General features: G+C 66.8%; 23 protein-coding genes. 8 read left to right on the forward strand and 15 right to left on the reverse strand.

What is annotated here, in order from left to right:
* Window positions 1-4 precede the first annotated feature (4 nt).
* The 6 genes from AWC18_RS11120 to AWC18_RS11145 all read right to left on the reverse strand — a co-directional run bounded on the left by AWC18_RS11120 (window position 5) and on the right by AWC18_RS11145 (window position 6,021).
* Complete coding sequence (locus AWC18_RS11120) at window positions 5-1,057, reverse strand: histidine phosphatase family protein (protein ID WP_337333727.1); 1,053 nt, start codon at window positions 1,055-1,057, stop codon at window positions 5-7.
* 161 nt (window positions 1,058-1,218) lie between these two features.
* Complete coding sequence (locus AWC18_RS11125) at window positions 1,219-2,325, reverse strand: histidine phosphatase family protein (RefSeq protein ID WP_085138830.1); 1,107 nt, start codon at window positions 2,323-2,325, stop codon at window positions 1,219-1,221.
* A 126-nt stretch (window positions 2,326-2,451) separates the two neighbouring features.
* Window positions 2,452-3,480, reverse strand: coding sequence for a histidine phosphatase family protein (locus AWC18_RS11130; protein WP_085138753.1), 1,029 nt, complete (start codon window positions 3,478-3,480; stop codon window positions 2,452-2,454).
* Window positions 3,481-3,590: 110 nt separating this feature from the next.
* Window positions 3,591-4,337, reverse strand: coding sequence for an enoyl-CoA hydratase (locus AWC18_RS11135; RefSeq protein WP_085138831.1), 747 nt, complete (start codon window positions 4,335-4,337; stop codon window positions 3,591-3,593).
* Window positions 4,334-5,101: an NUDIX hydrolase gene (locus tag AWC18_RS11140; RefSeq protein ID WP_234806504.1), complete on the reverse strand. Its 768-nt coding sequence runs from the start codon at window positions 5,099-5,101 to the stop codon at window positions 4,334-4,336. The genes AWC18_RS11135 and AWC18_RS11140 overlap by 4 nt, the downstream gene beginning before the upstream one ends.
* 47 nt (window positions 5,102-5,148) lie before the next feature.
* Window positions 5,149-6,021, reverse strand: a complete 873-nt coding sequence (locus AWC18_RS11145) for an ABC transporter ATP-binding protein (RefSeq protein ID WP_420093330.1) — start codon at window positions 6,019-6,021, stop codon at window positions 5,149-5,151.
* 148 nt (window positions 6,022-6,169) lie between these two features.
* Here AWC18_RS11145 and AWC18_RS11150 point away from each other — a divergent pair, with 148 nt between their 5' ends.
* Window positions 6,170-7,555 carry a PE-PPE domain-containing protein gene (locus AWC18_RS11150; protein ID WP_085138756.1) on the forward strand — a complete coding sequence of 462 codons (1,386 nt, stop codon included), beginning with the start codon at window positions 6,170-6,172 and terminating at the stop codon, window positions 7,553-7,555.
* 59 nt (window positions 7,556-7,614) lie between these two features.
* Here the strand turns inward: AWC18_RS11150 and serB are convergent, their stop codons facing one another.
* Both serB and ctaD read right to left on the reverse strand, forming a co-directional pair.
* Window positions 7,615-8,847, reverse strand: coding sequence for a phosphoserine phosphatase SerB (gene serB / locus AWC18_RS11155; RefSeq protein ID WP_064999740.1), 1,233 nt, complete (start codon window positions 8,845-8,847; stop codon window positions 7,615-7,617).
* 52 nt (window positions 8,848-8,899) lie between these two features.
* Window positions 8,900-10,624, reverse strand: coding sequence for an aa3-type cytochrome oxidase subunit I (gene ctaD, locus AWC18_RS11160; RefSeq protein WP_064999801.1), 1,725 nt, complete (start codon window positions 10,622-10,624; stop codon window positions 8,900-8,902).
* 138 nt (window positions 10,625-10,762) lie between these two features.
* Here ctaD and AWC18_RS11165 point away from each other — a divergent pair, with 138 nt between their 5' ends.
* Window positions 10,763-11,842 carry an iron-siderophore ABC transporter substrate-binding protein gene (locus AWC18_RS11165; RefSeq protein ID WP_420093327.1) on the forward strand — a complete coding sequence of 360 codons (1,080 nt, stop codon included), beginning with the start codon at window positions 10,763-10,765 and terminating at the stop codon, window positions 11,840-11,842.
* 124 nt (window positions 11,843-11,966) lie between these two features.
* On the forward strand, window positions 11,967-13,019 hold the full coding sequence (locus tag AWC18_RS11170) for an NAD(P)-dependent alcohol dehydrogenase (RefSeq protein WP_085138757.1): 1,053 nt from the start codon (window positions 11,967-11,969) through the stop codon (window positions 13,017-13,019).
* Window positions 13,020-13,110: 91 nt separating this feature from the next.
* On the opposite strand, the gene AWC18_RS11175 is transcribed toward AWC18_RS11170, so the two are convergent.
* Window positions 13,111-14,271 (reverse strand): CynX/NimT family MFS transporter, encoded by a 1,161-nt coding sequence (locus AWC18_RS11175; protein WP_165757997.1) that lies wholly within the window; start codon window positions 14,269-14,271, stop codon window positions 13,111-13,113.
* Window positions 14,272-14,412: 141 nt separating this feature from the next.
* Here AWC18_RS11175 and AWC18_RS11180 point away from each other — a divergent pair, with 141 nt between their 5' ends.
* Window positions 14,413-15,090 (forward strand): FadR/GntR family transcriptional regulator, encoded by a 678-nt coding sequence (locus tag AWC18_RS11180; protein ID WP_085138759.1) that lies wholly within the window; start codon window positions 14,413-14,415, stop codon window positions 15,088-15,090.
* Window positions 15,091-15,095: 5 nt separating this feature from the next.
* Here the strand turns inward: AWC18_RS11180 and AWC18_RS11185 are convergent, their stop codons facing one another.
* Both AWC18_RS11185 and AWC18_RS11190 read right to left on the reverse strand, forming a co-directional pair.
* Complete coding sequence (locus AWC18_RS11185) at window positions 15,096-15,503, reverse strand: DoxX family protein (protein ID WP_085138760.1); 408 nt, start codon at window positions 15,501-15,503, stop codon at window positions 15,096-15,098.
* 22 nt (window positions 15,504-15,525) lie between these two features.
* Window positions 15,526-16,734, reverse strand: coding sequence for an MFS transporter (locus AWC18_RS11190; RefSeq protein WP_085138833.1), 1,209 nt, complete (start codon window positions 16,732-16,734; stop codon window positions 15,526-15,528).
* A gap of 173 nt (window positions 16,735-16,907) precedes the next feature.
* On the opposite strand from AWC18_RS11190, the gene AWC18_RS11195 reads away from it, so the two are divergent.
* Window positions 16,908-17,552, forward strand: coding sequence for an HD domain-containing protein (locus AWC18_RS11195; protein WP_085138761.1), 645 nt, complete (start codon window positions 16,908-16,910; stop codon window positions 17,550-17,552).
* 18 nt (window positions 17,553-17,570) lie between these two features.
* Window positions 17,571-18,272 carry a nitroreductase family protein gene (locus tag AWC18_RS11200; protein WP_085138762.1) on the forward strand — a complete coding sequence of 234 codons (702 nt, stop codon included), beginning with the start codon at window positions 17,571-17,573 and terminating at the stop codon, window positions 18,270-18,272.
* Between the two features lie 36 nt (window positions 18,273-18,308).
* On the opposite strand, the gene nrdF is transcribed toward AWC18_RS11200, so the two are convergent.
* Together nrdF and AWC18_RS11210 are read right to left on the reverse strand one after the other, a co-directional pair.
* Complete coding sequence (gene nrdF / locus AWC18_RS11205; protein ID WP_109470487.1) at window positions 18,309-19,283, reverse strand: class 1b ribonucleoside-diphosphate reductase subunit beta; 975 nt, start codon at window positions 19,281-19,283, stop codon at window positions 18,309-18,311.
* A 98-nt stretch (window positions 19,284-19,381) separates the two neighbouring features.
* Window positions 19,382-20,896 (reverse strand): flavin-containing monooxygenase, encoded by a 1,515-nt coding sequence (locus AWC18_RS11210; RefSeq protein WP_085138763.1) that lies wholly within the window; start codon window positions 20,894-20,896, stop codon window positions 19,382-19,384.
* Window positions 20,897-21,084: 188 nt separating this feature from the next.
* Between AWC18_RS11210 and AWC18_RS11215 the strand changes: the two genes are divergently transcribed.
* A complete protein-coding gene (locus AWC18_RS11215) occupies window positions 21,085-22,467 on the forward strand; it encodes a cellulase family glycosylhydrolase (protein WP_234806505.1) in 1,383 nt (460 codons plus the stop codon).
* A gap of 30 nt (window positions 22,468-22,497) precedes the next feature.
* Here the strand turns inward: AWC18_RS11215 and AWC18_RS11220 are convergent, their stop codons facing one another.
* Window positions 22,498-23,244: a TetR/AcrR family transcriptional regulator gene (locus AWC18_RS11220; RefSeq protein ID WP_085138765.1), complete on the reverse strand. Its 747-nt coding sequence runs from the start codon at window positions 23,242-23,244 to the stop codon at window positions 22,498-22,500.
* A gap of 57 nt (window positions 23,245-23,301) precedes the next feature.
* Between AWC18_RS11220 and AWC18_RS11225 the strand changes: the two genes are divergently transcribed.
* Entirely contained in the window at window positions 23,302-24,483 is a 1,182-nt protein-coding gene (locus tag AWC18_RS11225; RefSeq protein WP_064999730.1) for an NAD(P)/FAD-dependent oxidoreductase, read from the forward strand.
* Window positions 24,484-24,501: 18 nt separating this feature from the next.
* Here AWC18_RS11225 and AWC18_RS11230 read toward each other — a convergent pair whose 3' ends face one another.
* On the reverse strand, window positions 24,502-25,215 hold the full coding sequence (locus AWC18_RS11230; protein WP_085138766.1) for a LysR family substrate-binding domain-containing protein: 714 nt from the start codon (window positions 25,213-25,215) through the stop codon (window positions 24,502-24,504).
* Between the last annotated feature and the right edge of the window lie 77 nt (window positions 25,216-25,292).

Genomic DNA, 25,292 nt, shown 5'->3' on the forward strand with positions numbered 1-25,292 from the left:
TGGCTCAGATTGCTCCCACCAAACCGTCTGCGACGACATCGGCGGCTGAGGCGGCGCTGTCCCCCAGGGAACCGGTGATGGTGTCGATCACGGCCTGGGGGAACGCGGCGAACGCGGCGAGGACGTCGGTGAAGCCGGTCTGCAGCGCAGCGAAGATGTCTGCGGATTCGCCCCCCTGGATGGCCTCCCAAACGTGCCAGGCGGCGATCTGCGGCGCGGTGATCAGGTCGCGGAAGTCGACGAACAACCCGGTGAACAGGTCCGGGGTCGGCGAGACCGGTATGCCGTCCCAGCTGACCAGCGTCCAGCCGTCGATGGGGTTGCCTTCGAGGATGGCCTGACCGCCGTTGGGGGGCGGACCGCCGTTTTCGATCACCGTCTGGATGATCGGCCAGATATCGGGGTTCTTGACGTTCATCAGTGTCCAGATGGCAATGACTCCTCCGCTGGAGGACGCCACCGCGGTCGTGCCGTCCGCGGCGATGGTGTTGTCGTACATCGTCTGGATGGCCCGCTCGACCTGTTCGTCGAATACCACCCCGTTGTAATTGGTGCCGGGCTCGGAGACCAACAGGTTGCCCAGGATCCACGACGCCATCGGCAGGAAGTAGGACGCCTGGGTGAGCAGGTTGCGGGGTTGTTCTTCGAACAACCCGGCGGGGATCTCGTTGAGGTCCGCCAAGACCTGCACAGCCGGCATTCCGGGCAGCTGGGCCAGCGCCGCTATGGTCTCCTGGGTCCGGATGAGTTCCGAGGCATAGAGGCCGGCGATACCTCCGGGGAACGCCTGCTGGATGGCGGCGGCCACTTCCTGCGCCTGCTGCTCGCCCAGCTCCGTGAGGTGAGCACCGGGTGGCAGCGTGCCAAGGATGTCGTTCAGATCGTCCGTCGATTGTCCGTGCCGCACCAGATCCAGCGTGATGTTTTCGGCAGTCAGCGCGATGTCGAAGGCACGCGCAGGCGGCGGTGCCGCCCCCACCGGCGTGGCGGTGACGCCCCCCAGACCAGCCAGTGCAATCCCGGTGAATACCCACGTAGAGCTGACGACTCGCTTCATGTCCATCCCCCCAGATAGGACGCGGTGTGTCTGATGTCACATCCTATCTATGGCGCGACGAGGTGGGCAATACCTCACCTTCAGCGAAGCGTCGGCTGACGCTCAGGGAGTCCGAAGCCCGGGCGCACCGCCCCGGGTCCGGACTTCGTCCCGGCCGGGACTCAGATCGCCAGGGCCCCCAGCAGATCGGCCCACGCATCAGCGGAGCCGCTGTCTGCGGCATCGCTGAACGCGCCGGTGAAGGTGTCGATCACCGCCTGCGGGAACTCGACGAGCGCCGAGAACACGTCGTTGACGCCGGTCTGCAGTGCCGCGAGAACATCGCCGGGGTCGCCGCTCAAGAGGGCTTCCCAGATGTGCCAGCCGGCCATCTGCGGCGCGGTGATCAGGTCACGGAAGTCGACGAACAGCCCGGTGAGCAGGTCCGGGTTCTCGGCGACCTCCGTTCCGTTCCAGCTGACCAGCGTCCAGCCGTCGGTCGGGTTGCCCTCGACCACGACCTGTGCGGTGTTGGGCAGCCCGCGGTCGCCGACCAGCGTCTCTAAGAACAGCCCCCAATCGGGGTTCTTGACGTTCATCATCGTCCACGTCATGATCGCCGCGCCGTGCGAGAACGCGACGTTGTTCCCGGTGCTGTCGGGGTCGGCGGTGTCGGCGTCGTAGATCGCCTGAATGGCGCCACTGTAGTTGTCCTGGAACGCCATTCCATTGGGATTGATGTCCGAGCCCAGCATCGGCACCCAGTAGGCCCCGGTCATCCACGCGATGGTGGGCAGGAGATAGAAGAGGCCGGGGATGGTGCCGTCCTGCCCTTCCATCCACCCGGCATTGATCTCGCCGAGCCCGGACAGGATCTGACTCGGGTCGAGCAGCGGGGTCGGGCCCGCCGGGATCTGGTCGTAATCCTCGTTGCCCGCCAGCAGCTGGATCAGCGGCCACGCCGTCTGCTGGGCCCGCAGGAAGTCCGAGGCGTACACCCGCGTGATGTCGTTGTCGCCGCCGTTGTACAGCTGCTCGCCGACAGTGATTGCCTGCTGCTCGCCGAGTTCGGTGAGTGCGGCACCCGGCGGCGTCGTCCCGATGTACTCCGTCACGTTTTCCGTCGACTGCCCGTGACGGATTAGATCGAGCACCATGTCGACGGCGGTCAGCGTGATGTCGGGCCGCACGGGCAGCGGCGCTGCGCTCGGGGCCCCGGGGGCGACAGCCACCAGGCCGGCGCCGACAAGAGCGATCCCGGTGGTGATCCACGGGCGGGTGTGGTGCATGACGTTCTCCTTCGGCAGGCCCATCGCTTTCATTACGCTCCGACGCGTATCGCAATGCTTTGCTGAAAGTATCCCGTCGATTTACCTATGTCAATGCTTAATTCGCCGGCCCCCCGGCCCGACGCGCTAGCCGCTCAGCGCGTCGGTGATGGTGTCGATCACGGCCTGCGGGAACGCCGCGATCGCCCCGACCACCTGGTCGAACCCGGTCTGCACCGCAGCCAGGATCTCGGCCTCGTCCCCACCCTGCAGCGCCTCCAGGATGTGCCACGTGGCGATCTGCGGTGCGACGTTCAGGTCCCGCCAGTCGACGAAGAGCCCGGTCAACAGATCCGGCGTCGCCGACACCTCGTGACCACCCCAGCTGACCAGGGTCCAGCCGTCGGTGGGGTTGCCTTCGATGATGACCTGGCCGGTGTTGGCCAGTGGGGTGTGCGTGTCGAGCAGTTCGCTGAGCACCAGCCCGAAGTCGGGGTTCCGGACGTTCATCAGCGTCCAGATCGCGATCGTTCCGGCGTGGGCGAACGCCACGTCGTTCAGCGAGCCCTCCTCGACACCGATGGTGTTGTTGTAGATGGTGTCGATGGCCTCGGTGACGCGGTCGTTGAACGCCACCCCGTTGGGGTCGATCGTGGATCCCAGCATGGGCACCCAGTACTGGCCCAGGGCCCACATGAATGTCGGTAGGGCGTAGCCGATCTCGGTGAGGAGGTTGAGGTCCTTGCCTTCGAGCCATCCGGCGTTGATCTCGTTGAGCCCGGCCAGGATCGTCACCGGCGTCTCCGGCGCCTCGGCCGCGGTCAGCCACCCGGCGGCCGTCTCCTGCGAGCGCAGGAACTCCGAGGCGTAGATCCCGGCATAGGAGGTGGGGTCGGCAAGATGCAGCGGGTTGGCGGGATCGGCGAGGTAGGCGGCCTGCTGCTCCCCGAGTTCGGTGAGATCAGCCCCCGGCGGAAGGGTGCCCAGGATGCCCTCGGCATTGTCCACCGACTGGCCGTGGCGCACCAGGTCCAGGGTGATGTCCTGGGCGGCCAATGCGAAGTCGATCGCAACCGCTCCGGCCTGCGGAACCCCGACCGGGCCGGCCGCAACGACGCCCGCGCCCAGCAGTGCGACGGCCGCGGTGGTCCAGGGACGGAGGGCAGGTGACTGCATGGTGGTTCCTAACGCCGGGATCGAGGCGGCCTTCGCCGCTGACTGGACGTTAGCTGATAAAAACGTGAAAAGAAACCGTCACCGCCCCAAAACCGTGTCGGCGTGGGCGGCTAAATCCCGTCCCCGGCGGGCCGGATTCCCGCGGCGAACAACTCGCCGTAGCGGCGTTGGTCGGCAACGGCGCGGCCGGCCGCAGGCTGCGTCTCGATGGAGTCGATCGAGGCCTTGGCCGCGGCCAGTGCCTGCGCCGGGGTGGCGATGAAGCGGCGGGCCCAGCTGACCGCGGCGTCGTAGACGCCGTCGGGAGCGACCATGTCATCGACCAACCCCAGGGCCAGCGCCTCTTCGGCATCGAAGAAGCGGCCGCTGTACGCCAACTCCTTGGCACGGCTGGCACCGATGGTTCGGGCCAGGCGAGCCAGCCCGCCACCGTCGGGAACCAGGCCGGCCAGAATCTCGGTCGCCCCGAACTTGACGTTGTCGCCGCTGATTCGCCAATCCGCGGCCAGCGCCAGCGCCAGACCACTGCCCAGGGCGTAGCCGGTGATCGCCGCCACCGTCGGTTTGGCAATCGCCGCCACCGCCTGCACGGCATCGTGGCGCACCCGGGCGAACACCTGCGCCTCAGCCGCGATAAGCGTGCGCAGTTCGGGCACGTCGTCACCGGCGCAGAAGATCTCGTGGCCCCCGTAGAGCACCACAGCGGCGACGTCGTCGCGTGCCGAGACCTCGCCGGCAGCCGCGGCGATCTCCCGGTAGACCTGCCGGGTCATGGCATTGGTCGGCGACCGCGAGATCACCAGGGTGGCCACACCGGGCTCCTCCGCTGAGGTGTGCACCGATACGAATTCGCTCATCCGACCCACCGCTTCCCGCGCGCGGCGTTATAGCGCTCGGAATTGAAGAATTCGATCTCCCAATTGTCGCCGCGGCGCGCCAGGTCCGGCTGCACCACCACGATCTGACGCTCCACCGCCATCACGGCCTCGATGCTGCGACCGACGAGCGAATCCAGCTGCGTCCAGGTCGGCGGCAGCAGGAAGCTGTTCCCGGCCGCGAACTCTTCGATCGCGGCTTCCGGCGTGAACCAGCCGGCGCGGTCGGATTCGGTGTTCTCACCGTCCGCCCGCTGCCCGACCGGCAGGGCACCCACGAAGAAGTAGGTGTCGTATCGGCGGGTGCGCTCGGCTTCTGGAGTCACCCAGTTCGCCCACGGGCGCAGCAGCTCGGCGTGCAGCACCAGCTTCTCGGTTCGCATGAAGTCGGCAAAGGACAGCTCACCGGCGTTCAGCGCTCGCCGGGCCTCGGCGTACACCGACGCATCGGAGACAACCCGGTCCGGGTCATCGGCCGGCCCGGCGAACAGCACCCCGGATTCCTCGAAGGTCTCGCGCGCGGCCGCGCACACCAGGGCGGCGGCCAACTCGACGTCCACTCCGAAACGCTGCGCCCACCACGTCGGGTCCGGCCCGTGCCAGGAGATTTCGGTGCTCCGGTCACGGTCATCGACGCCACCGCCGGGAAACACCATCACTCCCGCGGCGAACTCCATCGCAGCGTGGCGGCGCATCAGAAAGACGTCGAGGCCCTGCCCGCCGCCGGCGTCCTCGCGTACCAACATCACCGTCGCCGCCGGGCGTGCCGGCAACGGTGGGGGCTGGGATTCACTCACGAGAGCCTCCGGTGGGCTGCACGACTACGAGTCCGGCGCGCGAAGTAGCGCCCGTCGATGACATCCAAGGAGATCGACTGGCCGAAGGCGGCCGACAGATTCTCGGCCGTGAGAACGTCTTCGAGCAGGCCCGATGCCACTGCGCGGCCCTCGGACAGCAGCAGACAGTGACTGAAACCGACCGGGATCTCCTCGACGTGGTGGGTGACCAGCACGATCGCCGGTGCGTCGGGGTCGGCGGCCAGATCCCCCAGGCGCGCCACCAACTCCTCGCGCCCGCCCAGGTCCAGGCCGGCTGCCGGCTCATCGAGCAGTAGCAGCTCGGGGTCGGTCATCAGGGCGCGCGCGATCAGCACCCGCTTGCGTTCGCCTTCGCTCAGGGTGCCGTAGGTGCGGTCGGCCAGGTGCTCGGCACCCAGGCTCTCCAACAGGTCGACAGCCCGCTCGTGGTCGACCGTGTCGTAGCGTTCCCGCCACCGTCCCAGCACGGCGTAGCCGGCCGAGACGACCAGGTCACTGACCGTTTCCCTATCCGGAATCCGCTGCGCAAGCGAGGCGGAACTCAGCCCGACCCGCGCCCGCAGCTCCGTGGTGTCGACCCGGCCCAATTGTTCGCCCAGCACGTAGGCCACACCCGAGGACGGGTGCTCGGTGGCAGCGGCGATACGCAGCAGAGAGGTCTTGCCCGCACCGTTGGGCCCGATGATCACCCAGCGTTCGTCGAGTTCGACTGACCAGTCCAGCGGGCCCACCAGGCAGCGCCCGTCACGGCACAGCGAGATGCCCTCGAATTGGATCAGCAGATCCTGATCGGCCCCCGTTGTGGGAGCGGAACGTTCGATATCGGGCACCGCCCTATCGTGCCGTATCCCGGCTGCGCGGCGACCGACCGGGTGCCGGTCCCCACGGCACTTTTCCGGACAATCTGGCGACCTCCGGTGCACGGTTGCATTGTTGTAGTGTCTGCCACGGCCAGCACACATTGTTTTTTAGGCGTCACCTCAGAGAGGGGCTTCGATGTCGTGGATTCCCAGCACTCTTGCGGTCGCGCTGGTCAGCGCCGGCCTCGTTGCCTGCCCCTCCCCTGCCGACGCCGCGGTCCAGGCGATCCAGCTGACCGGCGCCGGCGCGCCGCTGGGCGGCGGGACCGCGCTGATCATGGGCGGCAGCGGTATGTCTACGCCCGGCCCCGGCTATGCGGATCTGGTCAACGAGCTCTACCTGGCGCCCCTCGGCTTCACCGGTACCACCCAGATCCTGACCACGCCCGAGGCGCTGTATCCGTTTCTGGGCGCGTTCACCGAAACTTTCGACAGCTCGGTGGATGAGGGCATCCAGATCCTTCAGGCAGCGATCCTCGACCAGATCGCCGGCGGTCAGGTCGACGCCGACGACCCCGTCGTGGTGTTCGGGTGGTCGCAGAGCTCGGTGATCTCGTCGCTGCTGATGGAACAACTCGCCGACCAAGGCGTGCCCAGCGACTACGTACATTTCGTTCTGCTCGGCAACGAGAGCCTTCCCAACGGCGGAATGCTGTCTCGCTTCGACCTTCCGACAGGTACGTATCCGGTACTGACCAGCCTCGGAATGACATTCAGTGGCGCAGCGCCCGCCAACCTGTTCCCCACCACCGTCTACACCACCGAGTACGACGGGTTCGCCAATTTCCCGCAGTATCCGATCAACCTGTTGTCCACGATCAACGCCGTGATGGGAATCATCTTCTCGCACACGACCTATCTGGGGCTCAGTCCCGAGGACATCGCAAACGCGGTGCTCCTTCCGACGTCGAGCCCTGATCTCCTGACCGACTACTACATGATCCCCTCGGCCACGTTGCCGCTGCTGGCTCCGCTGCAGCTGCTGCCCTACATCGGCAATCCGCTGGTCGATCTGCTGGATCCGGTCCTGCGGGTGCTGGTGAACCTGGGGTACGGCAACATCGAGCACGGCTGGAGCCCGGAATTCGCCGACACCCCCACCAGCATCGAATTCCTGCCCGACTTCAGTGTCCTGCAGCAGGTTCCGCAAGCCCTCCTTGACGGAGCACAGAAGGGCCTCACGGACGCCTTCAACACCTTGATGGATCCGGACAACTACGTCTACTCGCTGCCGGAGTGGGCCGAACAGTTGGCGAGCCTGGGCGACGTCATGGTCGGCGGGGAGTCCTCTGCCGGAGTCACGGTGCCCACCACGTGGGACGACCTCTTCGGCTCGTTCCCGCCGCATACGGGCTACCCGCCGCTGGACATGCTCAGTGCCTTGATGTTCACACTGCCCGAGTACAGCTACAACGTCTTCATGTCCGAGATCGCCGAGGGCGATCTCCTCGACGCCATCGGGATACCGCTCGCCGCCACCGCCGGGCTCCTGCCGTTGGCGTTGATCGGGGCGTTGCTGTAGCGCGTTAGGCCGATGGCGGCGACCCGCAGCGCCCGGCTCCGCCGCGCTTGCGATCGCCGCTAGGCCGGTGGGATCTCGACCCGGCGCAGTACGCCGTCGTGGGCGTCGGCGGCCTCGATCTCGGCACGGGTGACGCCCAGCAGGAACAGCACCGTGTCCAGATAGGGGTAGCTCAGCGACGCGTCGGCCACCTCCCGCAATGCCGGTTTGGCGTTGAACGCCACACCCAGGCCCGCCGTGGACAGCATGTCGATGTCATTGGCGCCGTCTCCGACCGCCACGGTCTGCTCCAGCGGCACGCCCGCCTGGGCGGCGAACTCCCGCAACGAGTCGGCCTTGCCGGCCCGGTCCACCACCGGCCCGATCACCCGACCGGTGAGCTTGCCGTCGACGATCTCCAGCTCGTTGGCCGCCACGAAGTCCAGCTGCAGCTCGGCCGCCAGCGGCTCGATCACCTGCCGGAAGCCGCCAGAGACCACCCCGCATTTGAAACCGAGACGGCGCAGCGTGCGCACCGTGGTGCGGGCGCCGGGAGTCAGCTCGATCTGTTCGGCCACTTCGTCGACGACACTGGCAGGCAGACCGGCGAGGGTGGACACCCGGTGATGCAGCGACTCGGCGAAGTCGAGTTCGCCGCGCATCGCGGCCTCGGTGATCGCGGCGACCGCGTCCCCCGCCCCGGCGCGATCGGCGAGCATCTCGATGACCTCGCCCTGAATCAGGGTGGAGTCGACGTCGAACACGATCAGGCGCTTGGTCCGCCGCGACAGGCTGGCGTCTTGGAACGCCACATCGACCTGCTGCTCCGCGGCGACTTTGCTCAGCGCGGACTGCAGCCGGCCGGCGGCGCCCTCCGGCACCGAGATCCGCAGTTCCAGTCCGGTCACCGGGTAGTCGGACACGCCGCGGATCATGTCGATGTTGGCGTCGATCTGGGCGATCTCGTGCGCCAGTGCTCCTAACGCCGTGGCGGCCACCGGGCGGCCCAACACCACGATCCGGTGGGTGGAGGGAGCCGCGATGATCGGCGCGTCGTCACTGCGCTCGATCGTGACGTCAAGTCCCACGCCGCGGATCGCCGCGGTGATCTCGTCGGCGAACTCTGCGCCGTCGGCCACCTGCGGCTCTACCGACACCAGCACGCCCAACGTGAGGCGACCGCGAACCACGACCTGTTCGACGTTGAGCAACTCCACCTGGTGGCGCGAGAGCACCTCGAAGAGGGCCGACGTCACGCCGGGCTGATCGACACCGGTGACGGTGATCAGCACCGGCACCTTGAGCGTGCTCACCCGTGGCGGGCGCCCGGATCGACCGGGCGCCGCCTCTCCCCCAGCGGGCTCATCAAGCGTTTGCGGGTTCGTACAGCTCGTCACCGGGGTGACGGCCGACGTGCGCCTCAGCCCGCAGCCGGTCGACCATGTGCGGGTAGTGCAGCTCGAAAGCCGGACGCTCCGAACGGATCCGCGGCAGCTCGGTGAAGTTGTGCCGCGGCGGCGGGCAGCTGGTGGCCCACTCCAGCGAGTTGCCGTAGCCCCACGGGTCGTCGACGGTCACGACCTCGCCGTAACGCCAGCTCTTGAAGACGTTCCAGGTGAAGGCGATCATCGACGAGCCCAGGATGAAGGCCCCGACGGTCGACACGATGTTGAACGTGGTGAAGCCGTCGGTGGGCAGGTAGTCGGCGTAACGACGCGGCATACCCATGTTGCCCAGCCAGTGCTGGATCAGGAAGGTGGTGTGGAACCCGATGAAGGTCAACCAGAAGTGCAGCTTCCCGAGCCGTTCGTCGAGCAGCCGGCCGGTCATCTTCGGGAACCAGAAGTAGATCCCGGAGAACGTCGCGAACACGATGGTGCCGAACAGCACGTAGTGGAAGTGCGCGATCAGGAAGTAGCTGTCGCTGACGTGGAAGTCCAGCGGCGGGCTGGCCAGCATCACGCCGGTCAGGCCACCGGCCAGGAACGTGACCATGAAGCCGAGCCCGAACAGCATGGGGGTCTCGAAGGTCAGCTGACCCCGCCACAACGTGCCGATCCAGTTGAAGAACTTCAGGCCGGTCGGGATGGCGATCATCAGGGTCAGCAGTGAGAAGAACGGCAGCAGCACCGCACCGGTGGCGAACATGTGGTGCGCCCACACCGCCGTCGACAACCCGGCGATGCTCAACGTCGCGTACACCAGGGTGACGTAGCCGAAGATCGGCTTGCGGGAGAAGACCGGGAACACTTCGCTGACGATGCCGAAGAACGGCAGCGCGATGATGTACACCTCGGGGTGGCCGAAGAACCAGAACAAGTGCTGCCACAGCAGCACCCCGCCGTTGGCGGAGTCGTAGACGTGCCCGCCCAGGTGGCGGTCAACAGCCAAGCCGAACAGCGCCGCGGTCAGCAACGGGAACACGATCAGCACCAGGATCGAGGTGACCAGGATGTTCCAGGTGAAGATCGGCATCCGGAACATGGTCATGCCGGGGGCACGCATGCAGGCCACCGTGGTGATCATGTTCACCGCACCGAGGATGGTGCCCAGACCACCGACGGCCAGGCCCACGATCCACAGGTCGGCGCCGGCACCCGGGGAGTGCACCGCGTCGCTCAGCGGGGTGTAGGCGGTCCAGCCGAAGTCAGCAGCACCGCCGGGGGTGATGAAGCCGGCCAGGGCGATGGTCGCGCCGAACAGGAACAGCCAGAAGGAGAAGGCGTTCAGGCGCGGGAAGGCCACGTCCGGGGCGCCGATCTGCAGCGGCAGCACCAGGTTGGAGAACCCGAACACGATCGGGGTGGCGTAGAAGAGCAGCATCACCGTGCCGTGCATGGTGAACAGCTGGTTGAACTGCTCGTTGGACAGGAACTGCAGGCCCGGCACCGCCAGCTCAGTACGCATCAACAGCGCGAGCAGGCCACCGATGAAGAAGAAGGCCATGCAGGCGACGCAGTACATGATGCCGATCAGCTTGTGATCGGTGGTGGTGATCAGCTTGTAGATCAGGCTGCCCTTGGGGCCCATCAACGCAGGGAAGGGCCGACTGGCCTCGAGTTCTGCGCGTGGGGGTGCTTCGGCGGTCAAGATTCCTCCAAACATGGGCATCCCGGGAAACTTGGTCGAATCCTAACCCCGAGCGTCGTCCCGTCGGTATAGGCCTCCTACAAACCGTCGTATTCGTCTCCTCGAGGGACGCTCCGCGGTGGGTGTTAACGTCACGGCGTGACCAGGGTGGACCGGCGGACGGCGTGTTCAGTAGCGCTTGCCGTGACCTTGCTCACGACAGCCGGATGCGGGGGCGATGCCGGCGAAGCCGCCCCGACCTCGACCCCGACGACCATGGTCGCCGGGGCCGGCGTACTCGGCAATGACCGTCGTCCCGACGAGTCCTGCGCCCCGGAGCCGGCACATCCGGACCCCGGCCCCTCCCTGCGCTGGGTCCACAACGCCGCGGACATGGAGCCTGCGAGCGTCGAAGTCCCCGAACAGGCCGAGCGCATCGTGGTGCTCTCCGGCGACCAGCTCGACACACTGTGCGCCCTGGGTCTGCAGTCCCGCGTGGTCGGGGCCGCGTTGCCCGACGGTGCCGACAAACAACCGTCCTACCTGGGCGCGGTGGTGCACGGCGTCGCCGCAGTGGGCTCACGCAGCAACCCCGACACCGCTGCCATCGCCGAGCTGCATCCCGATCTGATCCTGGGTGCACAGGGTCTGACACCCCGCTACGCGGAGCTGGCGGCGATCGCCCCCACGGTGTTCACCGAAGCGCCGGGTGCGGCATGGGAGGACAACGTGCGCGGCGTCGGCGCGGCAACCGCACGCAGCGGCGCCGCCGACGAGGTGCTCGAGCGGTTCAGCGAATACGCAACGGAGACCCGCGAGGTCAGCGACGCGACCCACTTCCAGGTGTCGGTGGTGCAGCTCACCGATGACAGCGTGCGCGTCTACGGGGCCTCCGGTTTCGCCGCCAGCGTGCTCCGGGCCGTGGGGGTCGACCGCCCCCCGTTGCAGCGGTTCACCGATCGGCCCTTCATCGAGATCCCAGCTAACGATGCCGATCTGGAAGGCCGGGCCGATTTCTCGGCCGCCGACGGCGACATCATCTACGTGTCCTTCTCGTCGCCGGCGGTGAAGGCGCGGGCGGCCACAGTGTTCGACAGCGTCGCCTGGCGGCGGCTGGGAGCCAACCGTGACAGCCGGGTTTTCGTGGTCAACAACGAGGTGTGGCAGACCGGGCAGGGGCCGATCGCGGCACGCGGCGTGGCCGAAGACCTGCGCTGGGTGAACGCACCCATCAACTGAGCAGGCGCCCCCACTCCGCGTCGGCGGTGATCGATCTCACGCCCGCGGGCAGGCTTGGCAGCAAATAACTTTGCTAGGCTATCTTTTTACGTGTCGATGCATATCTGAAGAGGAATTTCCGTTTATGAGCACCGTCTCCGCCTATGCCGCCACGTCGGCAACCGACCCGCTGAGCCCGACCACCATCACCCGGCGGGACCCCGGCCCGCACGACGTGGCGTTCGACATTCATTTCGCCGGCATCTGCCATTCCGACATCCACACGGTCAGGGCCGAGTGGGGCACTCCGCAATACCCCCTGGTGCCCGGCCACGAGATCGCCGGTGTGGTGACGGCCGTCGGGTCCGAGGTGACGAAGTTCAAGGTCGGCGACCGGGTCGGCGTGGGTTGCTTCGTCGACTCCTGCCGCGAGTGCACCAATTGCCAGGCCGGCCTTGAGCAGTACTGCACCGGCGGCGGCATGATCGGTACCTATGCCGGCGTCGGCCGCGACGGCCAGCCCACGCAGGGCGGCTACAGCGGCGCGATCGTCGTCGACGAGAACTACGTGTTGAGCATCCCCGACGAGATCCCCCTGGATGCCGCCGCTCCCCTGCTGTGCGCCGGGGTGACCACCTATTCGCCGCTGCGGCACTGGAATGTCGGTCCCGGCAAGCGGATTGCGGTCGTTGGCCTCGGCGGGCTGGGACACATGGCCGTCAAGCTCGGGGCCGCGATGGGTGCCGAGGTGACGGTGCTGTCGCAGTCGCTGAAGAAGATGGAGGACGGCCTGCGATTGGGGGCCGAGCACTACTACGCAACCAGTGACCGAGCGACGTTCAAGGATCTGCGCGGCAAATTCGACGTCATCTTGAACACCGTCTCGGCCAGCCTGGACCTGGGCGCGTACCTGAACCTGCTCACCCTCGACGGCACACTGGTCGAGTTGGGCATGCCCGAGCATGCCCTGACGGTGCCGCCGAGTCCGCTGGTCAGGATGCGGCGCAGTGTGACGGGCTCGCTGATCGGCGGGATCGCCGAGACCCAGGAGATGTTGAACTTCTGCGCGGAGCACGGCGTGCGCCCCGAGATCGAGGTCATCGAGCCGGACTACATCAACACCGCCTACGAGCGGGTGCTGGCCTCGGACGTGCGCTACCGCTTCGTCATCGACACCGAGTCGTTGCGGCAGCCCTAGCACCGAGCGTTCGATCGCCGAGCGTGCACTCAGACCGAAAAATCGCGAAATCGCCGGTCTCAGTGCACGTTCGGCGAAATGACCAGAGGCCTCAGACGTAGCGGTTGCGCCCCGCCAATGCGCCCGTCAGCGTCTGCACCAGGTAGACCGCCAGAATCATCAGCCACGGCACGGTCCAGCCGCCGCTGACCTGGTGCAACAGGCCGAACAGGAACGGGCCGACGCCGGCGAGCAGGTAGCCGAAGCCCTGCGCCATTCCCGACAGACTCGCCGTCTCCTGCGCGTCACGGGCGCGCAGCGCAATCACGGTGAGCGCCAACGAGAACACGCTCATTCCCAGGCCCACCAGCACACTCCACAGCAGCGGTGCGGCCGCGGGTGCGATCAACAGGCCGAGCACCCCGGCCATGCCGAGCACGCCCAAACCGACGATCCATCCGCTTTGGCTGTCGCGCCGCGCGGCCAGCGGCGAAATGATCAGGCTGATCGGCACCGCGATCAGCGAGATGAAGCCGAGCAGCAGGCCCGCCTGCGTCTCGCTCGTGCCGTTGTCGATGAGCACCTCGGGCAGCCAGCCCAGCACCACGTAGGCCAGAAACGACTGGGTGCCGAAGAACAGCGTGACGGTCCAGGCCAGTCTGCTGCCCACCAGCGACCGGCGTGTGCTCGTAGTCTCGGGCGTGGCGGCGCCTGGCCGGTCGAGTCCGCGGGCCCCCATCACCCAGGCCGCCAATGCCAGCAGCGCCAGCGCGCTCCAGGCGCCCAGGGCGCCGCGCCAACCGCCCAGTGCGGTGTCGAGTACCGGGGTGACCGCCGAGCCCAAGGCCCCTCCCCCCTGCAGCGCGGCGGTGTAGACCCCGGTCATCAGCCCGACCTGCGCCGGGAAGGATCCCCGGATGATCACCGGGATCAGCACATTGATCAAGGCGATTCCGGCAGTCGCCACCAGCGTTCCACCGAGCACCACTATGGGCCCGTTGCAGACCCGGATCAGCAGTCCCGCAACGAGTATCAGCAGTGCCGCCGCCACCGTGCGTCCCAGCCCGATCCGTCGCGACAACCACGGCGCGCCGAGCCCGGCCGCGGCGAAGCACAGTCCGGGCAAGGTGGTCAGGACACCGGCCCAGGTGTCCGAGACGCCCAGCGCTGCACGCATCTCCGGCAGCAGCGGACCCACGCTGGTGATCGCCGGGCGCAGGTTCAGTGCGGTCAAGACCACCGCGACGGTCAGCAGGGCACCCCCGGCGGCCATTGCCGCCGGTGGGAGTTCGGCCGCGCCCTCGAGTTCCAGTTCGAGATCGCGCTCGTATTGGCCGGGCGTTTCGTTGCGGGCAGTGCAGGACACCTGAAGTAGGATCGCATACATCCTATGATTGGATGAAGGGAGGATGGTGTGCCGTTGGTCACCACCCGCCGCACCGGCTTGGTAGATCAGGTGATCGAGCAGATTCGCACCTCAGTGACCTGCGGAGAATGGCCGGTCGATACCCGGATTCCCACCGAGCCAGAGCTCGCCGAGGCCCTCGGCGTCGGCCGCAACACGGTCCGTGAGGCGGTCCGGGCGCTGGCCCACAGCGGCATCCTGGAAGTCCGCCAGGGCGACGGGACCTACGTGCGCGCCACCAGCGAAGTGTCCGGCGCAGTGCGCCGGCTGTGCGGTTCTGAGCTGCGCGACGTGCTACAGGTCCGACGTTGCCTGGAGGTGGAGGGCGCACGCCTGGCGGCGGTCGCCCGCACCGATGAGGACCTTGCCGAGCTGCGCGCACTGTTGGATCGCCGCGACGGCTACCAGCAGGAGGGCCGACGCGAAGAGTTTGTTCGCGCCGACACCGATTTCCATCTCGCGGTGGTCCGCTGCTCACACAATGCGGTGCTGACCGAGCTGTACTGCGGACTCACCGAGGTACTCATGGCCAGCGTGGCCACCACGAGTGCGAAGCCGGTACAGGCCGACCAGATCCGGCACCGGGGCCTGGTGGAGGCGATCGCCGCGGCCGACGTCGAGGCAGCCGGACGCGAGGCGGGCGGATTCCTCGACGAGCTGCTCGATCAACTACCGCCGCCGCACTGAACCGCTCAGTCGCGTCGAAGCCCCAACACGCGCAGCAGCTCCGGTCGACGCAAGATGAGGCTGATCCACACCAGCACGCCGACGTAGACCCCCGACAGGACAAACCCTGCCAGTGGTTTGTCGGCATGCAGGTTGATGGTCACCGCCCCGCCCAGGTAGGCGGTCAGGCCCAGTGCGCCCAGCACGGCGGTGCGGGGAATCAGGAAAACGGCCAGGCACACCAACAGGACCCAGCCGATCACCGCGGTCTTGTCCGGTGAGAAGCCAAGCGCTTCGGTGCCCTCGCGGGCGAACTCCACACCCAGGATCTTCGGGATGGCATCGAATGCGAAGAACAGCCCCAGCACGGCGGTGATCACGGCTCCGGTGACCCACGCCCGAGACCGCTTAGTGGGTTCGGCGTTTGTCGTCATCTTGTCTCCCTAAACTCGACGGTCATTGTGTAGTGATCGGTTCTCGCGCACGCAGAAATACCGTGGTGTAGCCGAACAGCAGCACCGCGGTCGCCACCAGCAGCAGCAGTCCCGTCGCATAGCTGTTGCGCGCCGGATCGTAGGTCGCGCCCATCACCAGCGGCGGGAAATAGCCGCCCAACCCGCCGACCGCGGCCACGATTCCGGTGACCGAGCCGACCGCACCGGCCGGAGCACGGTGGGACACCCAGGCGAACACCCCACCGGTGCCGATGCCGAGCGCAACCGCAAGAGGCAGAAACGTCAGGCCCGACCAGATGTCGGCCGGCGGCTTGAACACCGAGATCAGGGTCTGCACCGCGATTCCGGCCAGCGAGGCCAAGACGACGTACTTGGGCGCGATGTGGTCGGCCAGCGTTCCCCCGAGTAGTCGGGCCAGCACTGCCGCCAGGGCGAACACCGCGGTGCGCTCCCCCGCGCCGACCGCGGAGAAGTCGTAGACCGTCTTGATGTAGATGGGCAGGTAGCTGCAGAAGGCCACGAAGCCGCCGAAGACCAGCCCGTACAGCAACGACATCTCCCACGTCACCCGCAACCGTGCTGCCGCCTTGAGCTTGGGCAGCACCGAGGCGGTGTTGGGCACAAAGCGCGGGCCGTTGCGCATCAACACCACACACAGCAGCGCCGAAATCGCCAGGGCCGCCGCAACGATGAGATGGGTGGTGAACAACCCGAACCAGTTCACGAATCGGGGCGTGAAGTACGCCGAGACCGCGGTTCCGACCATGCCCATCCCGAACACCCCGGTGGCGAATCCGCGGCGCTGCGGGGCAAACCAGTTGTTGGCGAACGGGATTCCAATCGCGAACACGGTGCCGGCCACCCCGAGAAAGAAGCCAGCCACCAGCATCAGCGGGTAGGAACCGATCTTCGCCGCGTATCCGACCGCCAACACGGGCACAAGCGAGGCCAGCGAGACCCCGATGAACATTCTGCGGCCGCCGAAGCGGTCGGTCATCACTCCGGTGGCGATCCGGCCCAGCGCTCCGACCAGGATCGGCGTGGCCACCAGCAGTGCCTGCTGGTTGGAGCTGAGTGACAACTGACTGGCATAGCGCGTCGAGAGCGGGCCGATCAAGGTCCACGCCCAGAAGCAGACGACCGAGACCCAGGTGGCCAGGGCCAACTGCACGCCCGGACCGGCGCCGCCACCGGGCTCATCAGCGCTCATCACGAATTCATGCAAGCACTCCAAGGCGCTGACGGGTCGCCATTCGTTCAAAATGCCGGCCCTGTGGCCCCCACGCCCCTGTCGCGATCTGTGGCATCTACGGCCCGTTCTCCACGTGTCACGGAAAGGCAGCGCGCGCAAGCTGGTCAGAACGACCACCGAGGAGACTGGCCATGGCAACGCAGCAAGACATCGCCGACATCGTCGTACCCGACTCGCAGCTCGCCCGCGAGGCAACCGAGTTCGTCCGCAGCGCCGAAGATGACGTCCTTTTCCATCACTCCCGACGAGTGTTCTTGTTCGGCGCACTGCACGGTCGGCGCTCGGGACTGCAACCGGACTTGGAGCTGCTCTATGTGGCGGCGCTGTTTCACGACATCGGCCTGACACCGCGCTACCGGCACTCCACCCAGCGCTTCGAGATCGACGGTGCCGATGCCGCATTTGAGTTCCTGGTCGACCACGGCGTAGCGCAGGCCGATGCCGACAACGTCTGGCTCGGCATCGCTCTACACACGACGCCCGAGATCACGGCGCGGCTTGGCGCCGAAACCGCTTTGCTCGCAGCGGGTGTCAAGACCGATGTGGTCGGTGTGGGCCACGCGGATCTGTCCGCTGCCGACATTGCCGCGGTGGTGGCCGCCCATCCGCGGCCGGACTTCAAGAACCGCATTCTGGCGGCCTTCAACAACGGTATGAAGCACCGCCCGGAGAGCACTTTCGGGACGATGAATGACGACGTGCTGGCGTATTTCGACCCGGCATTCCAGCGCGGCAACCTCGTCGACGCCGTCCTCAACAGCCCATGGCCCGAATAGCGGAGAGGAGCAGGCAACATGGAGATCCACGAAGCGCTGTACACCACCAGGATGATGCGGCGGCTGAGGCCCGATCCGATTCCGCTGGACACCCAGGCCCGGATCCTCGATGCGGCCGTCCGCGCCCCCAACGGCGGCAACACCCAACGCTGGCACTTCCTGGTCGTCGACGAACCCGATCTCAAGCGTGAACTGGCCCAGCTGTTTCGGCAGGGGCGCGCCGTCGAATACGAGAAGTTCGCGACCGGTGCGGGGCCGATGGCGGCTGCCGCTCCCGGCGCGAATCTGACTCAGCACGCCGAGACGATGCGCCGCATGAAGGGGTCCGGTGATTATCTGGCCGACCACTTCGAGGAAGTTCCGCTACTGCTGTTCGTCTTCGCCATCGACGACCTCGGCGGCGCGAACATCTTCCCGGCGATCTGGAGCATATTGTTGGCCGCTCGCGCCGAAGGAGTCGGCGGCGTGATGACGATGGTGTTACGCAACTTCGAAGACCGGGTCAACGAGCTGTTGGGCGTGCCCGTCGCCGAAGGCTGGACGATGTCGGCCATGCTCGCCCTCGGCTATCCACGCGGAAAGTGGGGGGTCGCCGCCAATCGGCGTCCCGTCCAAGAGGTTTCATCACGAAACCGCTGGGGCACGGCGTTCGGCATCGACGTGCCGGCGCCACTGTGGCCGCATGACTACCTGGCACCCGCCGTGGCATCGGCGGGCTGAGGAATCGAGGCCGTCATATCGACGGACCCCGAGGCTTCAGAACTCCCAGTCCTCGTCTTCGGTGACGACGGCCTTACCGATCACGTACGACGATCCGGAACCGGAGAAGAAGTCGTGGTTCTCGTCGGCGTTGGGCGACAGCGCCGAGAGGATCGCCGGGTTCACGTCGGTCTCTTCGCGCGGGAACAGCGCCTCGTAACCGAGGTTCATCAACGCCTTGTTGGCGTTATAGCGCAGGAACTTCTTCACGTCTTCGGTCAGACCGACATCGTCGTACAGATCCTGGGTGTACTCGACCTCGTTCTCGTAGAGCTCATAGAGCAGGTCGTAGGTGTACTCCTTGAGCTCAGCCCGCTTGGCCTCGTCGACGAGGGCCAGGCCACGCTGATACTTGTAGCCGATGTAGTAGCCGTGCACCGCCTCGTCGCGGATGATCAGCCGGATCATGTCGGCGGTGTTGGTCAGCTTGGCCCGGCTCGACCAGTACATCGGCAGGTAGAAGCCGGAGTAGAACAGGAAGCTCTCCAGCAGAGTGGAGGCCACCTTCCGCTTGAGCGGCTCGTCGCCCCGGTAGTACTGCATGACGATTTCGGCTTTGCGCTGCAGGTTGGGGTTCTCCTCCGACCAGCGGAACGCGTCGTCGATCTCACTGGTGGAGCACAGCGTGGAGAAGATCTGGCTGTAGCTCTTGGCGTGCACCGACTCCATGAACGCGATGTTGGTGTAGACCGCCTGCTCGTGCGGGGTCAGCGAGTCGGGAATCAGGCTGACCGCCCCGACCGTGCCTTGGATGGTGTCCAGCAACGTCAATCCGGTGAACACCCGCATCGTGAGCTGCTTCTCGTGATCGGTCAGGGTCCCCCAGGACGGCAGGTCGTTGGAGACCGGAACCTTCTCCGGGAGCCAGAAATTGCCGGTCAGGCGGTCCCAGACTTCGGCATCCTTGTCGTCTTGCACCCGGTTCCAGTTGATGGCCGAAGTGCGGTCGATCAGCTTCACATTCTCGGACACCAGAACCCCATTTCACCCTCCGAAATCTAGGCCTCTGACACTACCCCTGGGGGCCGACAACCCGCGCCAACACAAGAAGTTGTGGTCTGCGTGTCGTGTCACGCCACGCCGGAAAACCGGTACTCGCTCGGCCGCAACGTGCGGGTGTCCTGCCAGTACTGCCAGGTCATGCCGCTCCACAGAGTCCGGTTGACGCCGTGCTCGTCGAGGTACCAACTGTTGCATCCGCCGGTGATCCACACCGAGCCGGCGAGCTTGTCCTGCAATTCGGCGTTGTAGCGGTCCTGAGCGGCCCGACTGGGCGCCAGCGCCTGGGCACCGGCTTGATCAGCCGCGGCGATCGCCTGCGCGACGTAGCGGATCTGCGACTCGATCATGATCACCACCGAGGTGTGGCCGAGCGCGGTGTTGGGGCCGAGCAGGAAGAACAGGTTGGGCATGTCGGCCACCGCGATGCCGCGGTGGGCGACCACTCCCTCACGGTTCCAGCGGTCCACCAGATCTTCGCCGTGCGGCCCCTTGACGTCGACATAGGTGTAGGAGTCGGTGACGTGGAAGCCGGTGGCGGCCACGATGACGTCGACGGGATGCTCGGCGCCGTCGGCGGTGAGGATGCCGGTCGGCGTGATCCGGGTGATCCGCTCGGTGATCAGTGTCGTCTTGGGGTCGGCTACCGCCTGATAGTAGTTGGGCGAGTACAGGATCCGTTTGCAGCCGGCGCGGTAATTCGGGGTGAGCCGGCGACGCAGCTCCTTGTCACGCACATTGCGCCTGATGTTCCACTTCGCCACGAATTCGACGGCGCGCAGCAGGCTGGGACGTCTGGTCATCGCGTAGCCCAGGCCCTCCAGCCACCAGTAGATCCCCCAGCGCACCGCCAGCCGCAGTCCTGGGACCGTCGCGAACGCGGTGAGCAAAGCCCGGGGAAACGGCGAGTTGGGCCGTGGCACCACCCACGGCGGGGTGCGCTGATACAGCTGCACCTGCGCGACATCGGCGTTGCGCACCAGCTCCGGAACGATCTGGATGGCACTGGCGCCGGTGCCGATCACCGCGACCTTCTTGCCGGCCAGATCGACGGAGTGATCCCACTGGGCGGAGTGGAACATCGCGCCCTCGAACTGCTCTAGCCCCTCGATCTCCGGCAGACGTGGAATGTGCAGCCCACCTGCGCCGGAGATGACGAACTGCGCCACGTACTCCTGCCCGGAGTCGGTGAACACATGCCACCGGTATTCCTCGTCGTCCCAGATCGCGCGCTCGACGCGTTCACCGAACCGGATCCGGCGACGCAGGCCGTACTTGTCGGTGACGCCCTTGAGGTAGTCCAAGATCTCCGGCTGCGGCGAAAACAACTTGCTCCAGGTGGCCTTCGGTTCGAAGGAGAACGAGTAGAGATGTGACGGCACGTCGCAGGCGCAGCCCGGGTAGGTGTTTTCCCGCCAGGTCCCGCCGATCTCGTCAGCCTTCTCCACGATGACGAAGTCCACGCCCTGTTTCTGCAGGGCGATGCCCATGCCCAGGCCGGAGAACCCGGTCCCGATGATGAGCGCCCGGGTGTGTACCGGAGTCTGGCGTCCGGCGTCCTCGGCGGTGTGATCGGTCAGCGTCATCGCGCATCCCTCCCTTGGGTTCGCTGTCCAGTCTGTTTGCCCCGGCATGCGCCCGTCAACGGCAGATAGTCACCAATCAGCCGCCACATGACACAGCCGTAAACGTCTTCGTTTCGGCCTGAAATCTCCCCCGCCTCGGCGATACGCTCAACCCCCACCACCACTGTCGAGGCGGTCCCTTGATCACTGTGCGTCGCATCTACACGGCCCTCGCCGCAGCCATGCTTGCTGTCTGCGCCCTGACCGGCGCCGCCAGCCTGCCGTCCGCGCGCCCCGGCGCCGCCCCGTCGCTCGCCGCGCCGCAACTGATCCACCTGGAGACGGTCAGCCTTGTCAACGCAGAGACCAGCGATGTCAGCACCCAGGTGTTCGGGGTGGCCGACTCCGAGCTGTACAACCTGAGTCAAGCCGACCTTGTTGCCCAGCTCGCCGAGGTCCGCGATCTCGGGGTCACCGATCTGCGCCTGGGCGTGCCGTGGCTCTACATCCAGCCCACGGCCACCACCTACGAATGGGCCCAGATGGACACCGTGATCACCACGGCGCATTCGATGGGCTTTACGATCACCGCCGCCATCACCGGCACTCCCGCCTGGAACGGCCCCATCATCTCCGGCGCACCCGACCCGACCGCCTATGCGAATTTCGCCGCCGAGGTCGCCGAACGCTACGGCGACGAAATCTCGGCCTATGAGATCTGGAACGAACCCAACGGGGTGATCTTCTACTCCCCGGTCAGCGCCGAGTCCTACACCACCGTGCTGCAGGCCGCCTACGCCGCGATCAAGGATGTCGACCCCGACGCCACCGTGCTGGCCGGAGCGCTGGGCGCGACCACCACCATCGCCGGGCTCAGCGTCAGTCCCCAGGAGTTCCTGGAGCAGATGTACGCCAGTGGGGCCCAGGGCTATTTCGACGCGGTGAGCTACCACCCCTACCACTACACGATGCCGTTCTCCGCAGGACTGGGCGTGACCAATTCACCTCTGGACCAGGTTCTGGCCCTGAATGCGATCATGGCCGCCAACGGTGACGGCGATCTGAAGATCTGGGCCACCGAGTACGGCCTTCCCACCACCCCGGTGTTCGGAGTGAGCGAAGCCGTACAGGCCAGCTTCCTCGAAGACTTCCTGATCGCCTGGTCAAAGCTCCCGTTCACCGGCCCGGCGTTTGTCTACAGCGCGCAAGATGTGGCGACCGGAATGCTCAACCACGAGGCCAACTTCGGGCTGTTCACCGACGACGGCACCCCCAAACCGGCCGCCGAGGTGCTGGCCAACCTGATCGCCGCCGGCGCCAACGGCGTCCTGCCGGACTACACCGCCCCACCGCTTCCCGAAGCCGAGGCGATCTACATCCAGCTGGCCTCGCTGGTCTCCGGTTTGATCAATCAGAGCCTGATCATCCCCAACGTCCTGATGGGGGCGATCTACGAAGTGCTGCCGGAGCCCCTGCAGCAGGCGTTCACCGCGTTGTCCGACTTCATCACCGCGGCCACCACCGAATTTCTGGAGGCCACCAAACCACTGGTCGTGGACACCATCAGCATCTTGCTCGACCTCGGGTTCTAGCGACCCCGCCTGGATCAGCCGAACAGGCGTTCAGGCGACCGGTTGAGTCCGGACCGCCGAATGGATCGGCTGATCAGGGTCCATCTCGATGCCGAGGTTCTGGGCGGTTCCACTGACAACGCTGATCATGATCGTGGTCAGGTAATCCACAAAAGTCTCGCGGGGCATGCGCCGCGGGCTGTCCAGTTCCGGCCCCAGCCACCAGTCGGTGGCAGAGGTAGCACTCCCGAACGCCGCGAAAGCGGCCAGATCCAGCGCCCCGCGGTTGAGGTCCAGGTCCTGTAGTTCGTTGTTGATCATCTCGGCCATCGCCAATGTGATGGTCCGGCCCTCGTTGAGAGCACGCATCCGCGACTCGGACTGCGCGCGCGCCCTTCCCTGGATGAAGAACCGCAGGACATTGGGGTGCTCGTCCACCAACGCGACGTACTCTTCGACGCTGCGCTGGACGATGTCGCGCAGCGAGTTGGTGGCGACATCGATGGAGGCGAAGATCGCCGTCCACAGGTCATCACGCAGCCGGGCGCCGACCGCCTCGAACAAGTCGTCCTTGTCGGCGAAGTGCCGGTAGATCTTGGGCTTGGCGGTGCCGGCTTCCTCGGCGATCTCGCGCACGCTCACTTCGGGGCCAACCCGGTCGATGGACCGGAAGGCGGCGTCGACGATCTCGCGGCGGACCTTCTTGCGGTGCTCACGCCAACGCTCACTGCGCGCGTCGACCTTCTGCCCACCATTTTCGGTCGGCTTGGGTTTAGGGGTTCCGCGCACGTCAAGCACCTTACAGCGTTGCCGTCGCTGACCTGGGCAGACCGGCGGTCGGCTACCATCGCCGCTGTGGTGCAGCGATTCGACCTTGCAGTTGTCGGCGGAGGTCCAGCAGGGTCGGCGGCCGCCTGGCAGGCCAGGCAGGCCGGCGCGAGCGTCGTGGTCTTGGACAAGGCGGAGTTCCCGCGGGATAAGCCCTGCGGTGATGGGCTGACCGCGCGGGCGGTCAGCTATCTGCAGAAGATGGGCCTGGCCGAGGAGGTGGACAAGTTCCACCGGGTGAACCGGGTGAAGGTGTTCAGCCCCAGCGAGTGGGAGCTGTCGTTTCCGCGCCGCCCGGGCATGCCCGACCACGGCTACGTCGCACGCCGGCCCGAGCTGGACACGCTGCTGCTCAAGCATGCCGAATCGGCCGGTGCGCAGGTCCGGCAGTCGGCCGAGGCCGCCGGCCCGGTGCTCGACGACACGGGCCGCGTGGTCGGTGTGCTGCTCAAGGGCGGCGAGAAGGTGCTGGCCGACGCGGTGATCGCCGCCGACGGCGCCTACTCGCCCATCAAGCGGGCGCTGAAGCTCGACTCGGCCTACAACGGCTACTCCGCGATCGCGATCCGGGCCGAGATGCCCGCCGTCCGGCCGGACGTCGACTCCCTCGACATCTATCTGAAGCTGGTCTTTCAGGGCGACCAGCTGCCCGGCTACGGGTGGGTGTTCCCGCTGGGTGGCGGCCGGGTCAACATCGGCCTGGGTTACGTCAACAGCTACAAGAACTGGCAGGCCATCAACGCCACCCACTTCCTCGGCGACTTCCTCGAGACGCTGCCACGGGAGTGGGAACTGCCGTCGATCAGCGAACTCAAGCAGTCCAAGACCGTGCGTGCCTGGCGCCTGCCCATGGGCTTCACCGCGTGGCCGCCCTGGCGGCCGGGCGTGCTGTTCGCCGGAGACTCCTTGGGTGCCGGCAGGCCGACCTCGGGCGCCGGGATCTCCAAGGCGCTGGAGTCGGGACTGGCCGCCGGCGAGTGTGCGGTGTCGGCGCTGCTCAACGGCGGACCCGACGATTTCACCAACTACGCGCAGCGGATGGAGGCGGCCTGGGGCCGTGAGTACCGGCGCGGCCGGTTCTTCCACAAACTGGCCGGCAAGCCGGCACTGGCCAACGCCGGACTCAAGCTGCTCGACAACGCGCGCTTCCGCGATCTGCTGCTCACCCGGCTGTACCGGGGCCAGGAAGGGCCGGCGCACACCCACTGAGGGCGCACGTCGACTACGTCAGCGTCGGCCGCGCTGAGCTCGGCCCGGCTTGCGTGCGACCTTGCCGGCGGCGGCTCGGGCGGCCTGCTTGGCAAGGGTCTTCTCCCGCGCGCTGCGCTTCGGTGCGGGCTCGGACTGGCCCCGCGACGAACCGGGTCTGCGGCCGCGCACGATGCCGACGAACTCGTCCACCAGCTCCGACTGCGGTCCTTCGGGGAAGGCGAGCGACACCGGGCAGGTGGGCGCGTCGCTGATCCGGCGGTACGTCAGGTCTTTGCGGTGATACAGCCGCGCCAGTGACTGCGGAACGATCAGCGCGCCCAACCCGGCGGCGACGAGTTCTATTGCGTCCTTGGTGGTTTCCGGGCGATGGTCGATCGGGTTGCCCGGCGCCTCCGCCCAGCCGACGACGTCGTCGAGTGGAAGCAGCAACGGCTCGCCGTCGAGGTCCGCCGAGGTGATCTCATCAACGGCGCTGAAGACGTGGTCTTTGGGCACCACGACCACCGTCGTCTCCTCGTAGAGCGGGATACCAGCCAGCCCCGCGGTGTCGGGCCCCGGCCGCAGCAGCGCCAGGTCGACGGTGCCGGCCCGCACCGCGGCGGCCGCCTCGGCGGCTTCCACGGGGTGCAGCAGCAACGGAATGTCCGGATGCCGTTCCGCCCACACTCGTGCCCACTTCGCGGGCGTCCCGCCGGGGACGTAGCCGAGGGTGAGGGAGGTCGGGTTCACCGCCTCAGGCTACCGAGGGGCTTCAGGACCAGCGCAAAGCGCGCGAGGACTGGCCCCGCAGTGCCCGCCGGCCCGAA

Origin of the sequence: Mycolicibacter nonchromogenicus (genome assembly GCF_002101775.1) — a bacterium.
Taxonomy (GTDB): Bacteria; Actinomycetota; Actinomycetes; order Mycobacteriales; family Mycobacteriaceae; genus Mycobacterium; species Mycobacterium nonchromogenicum.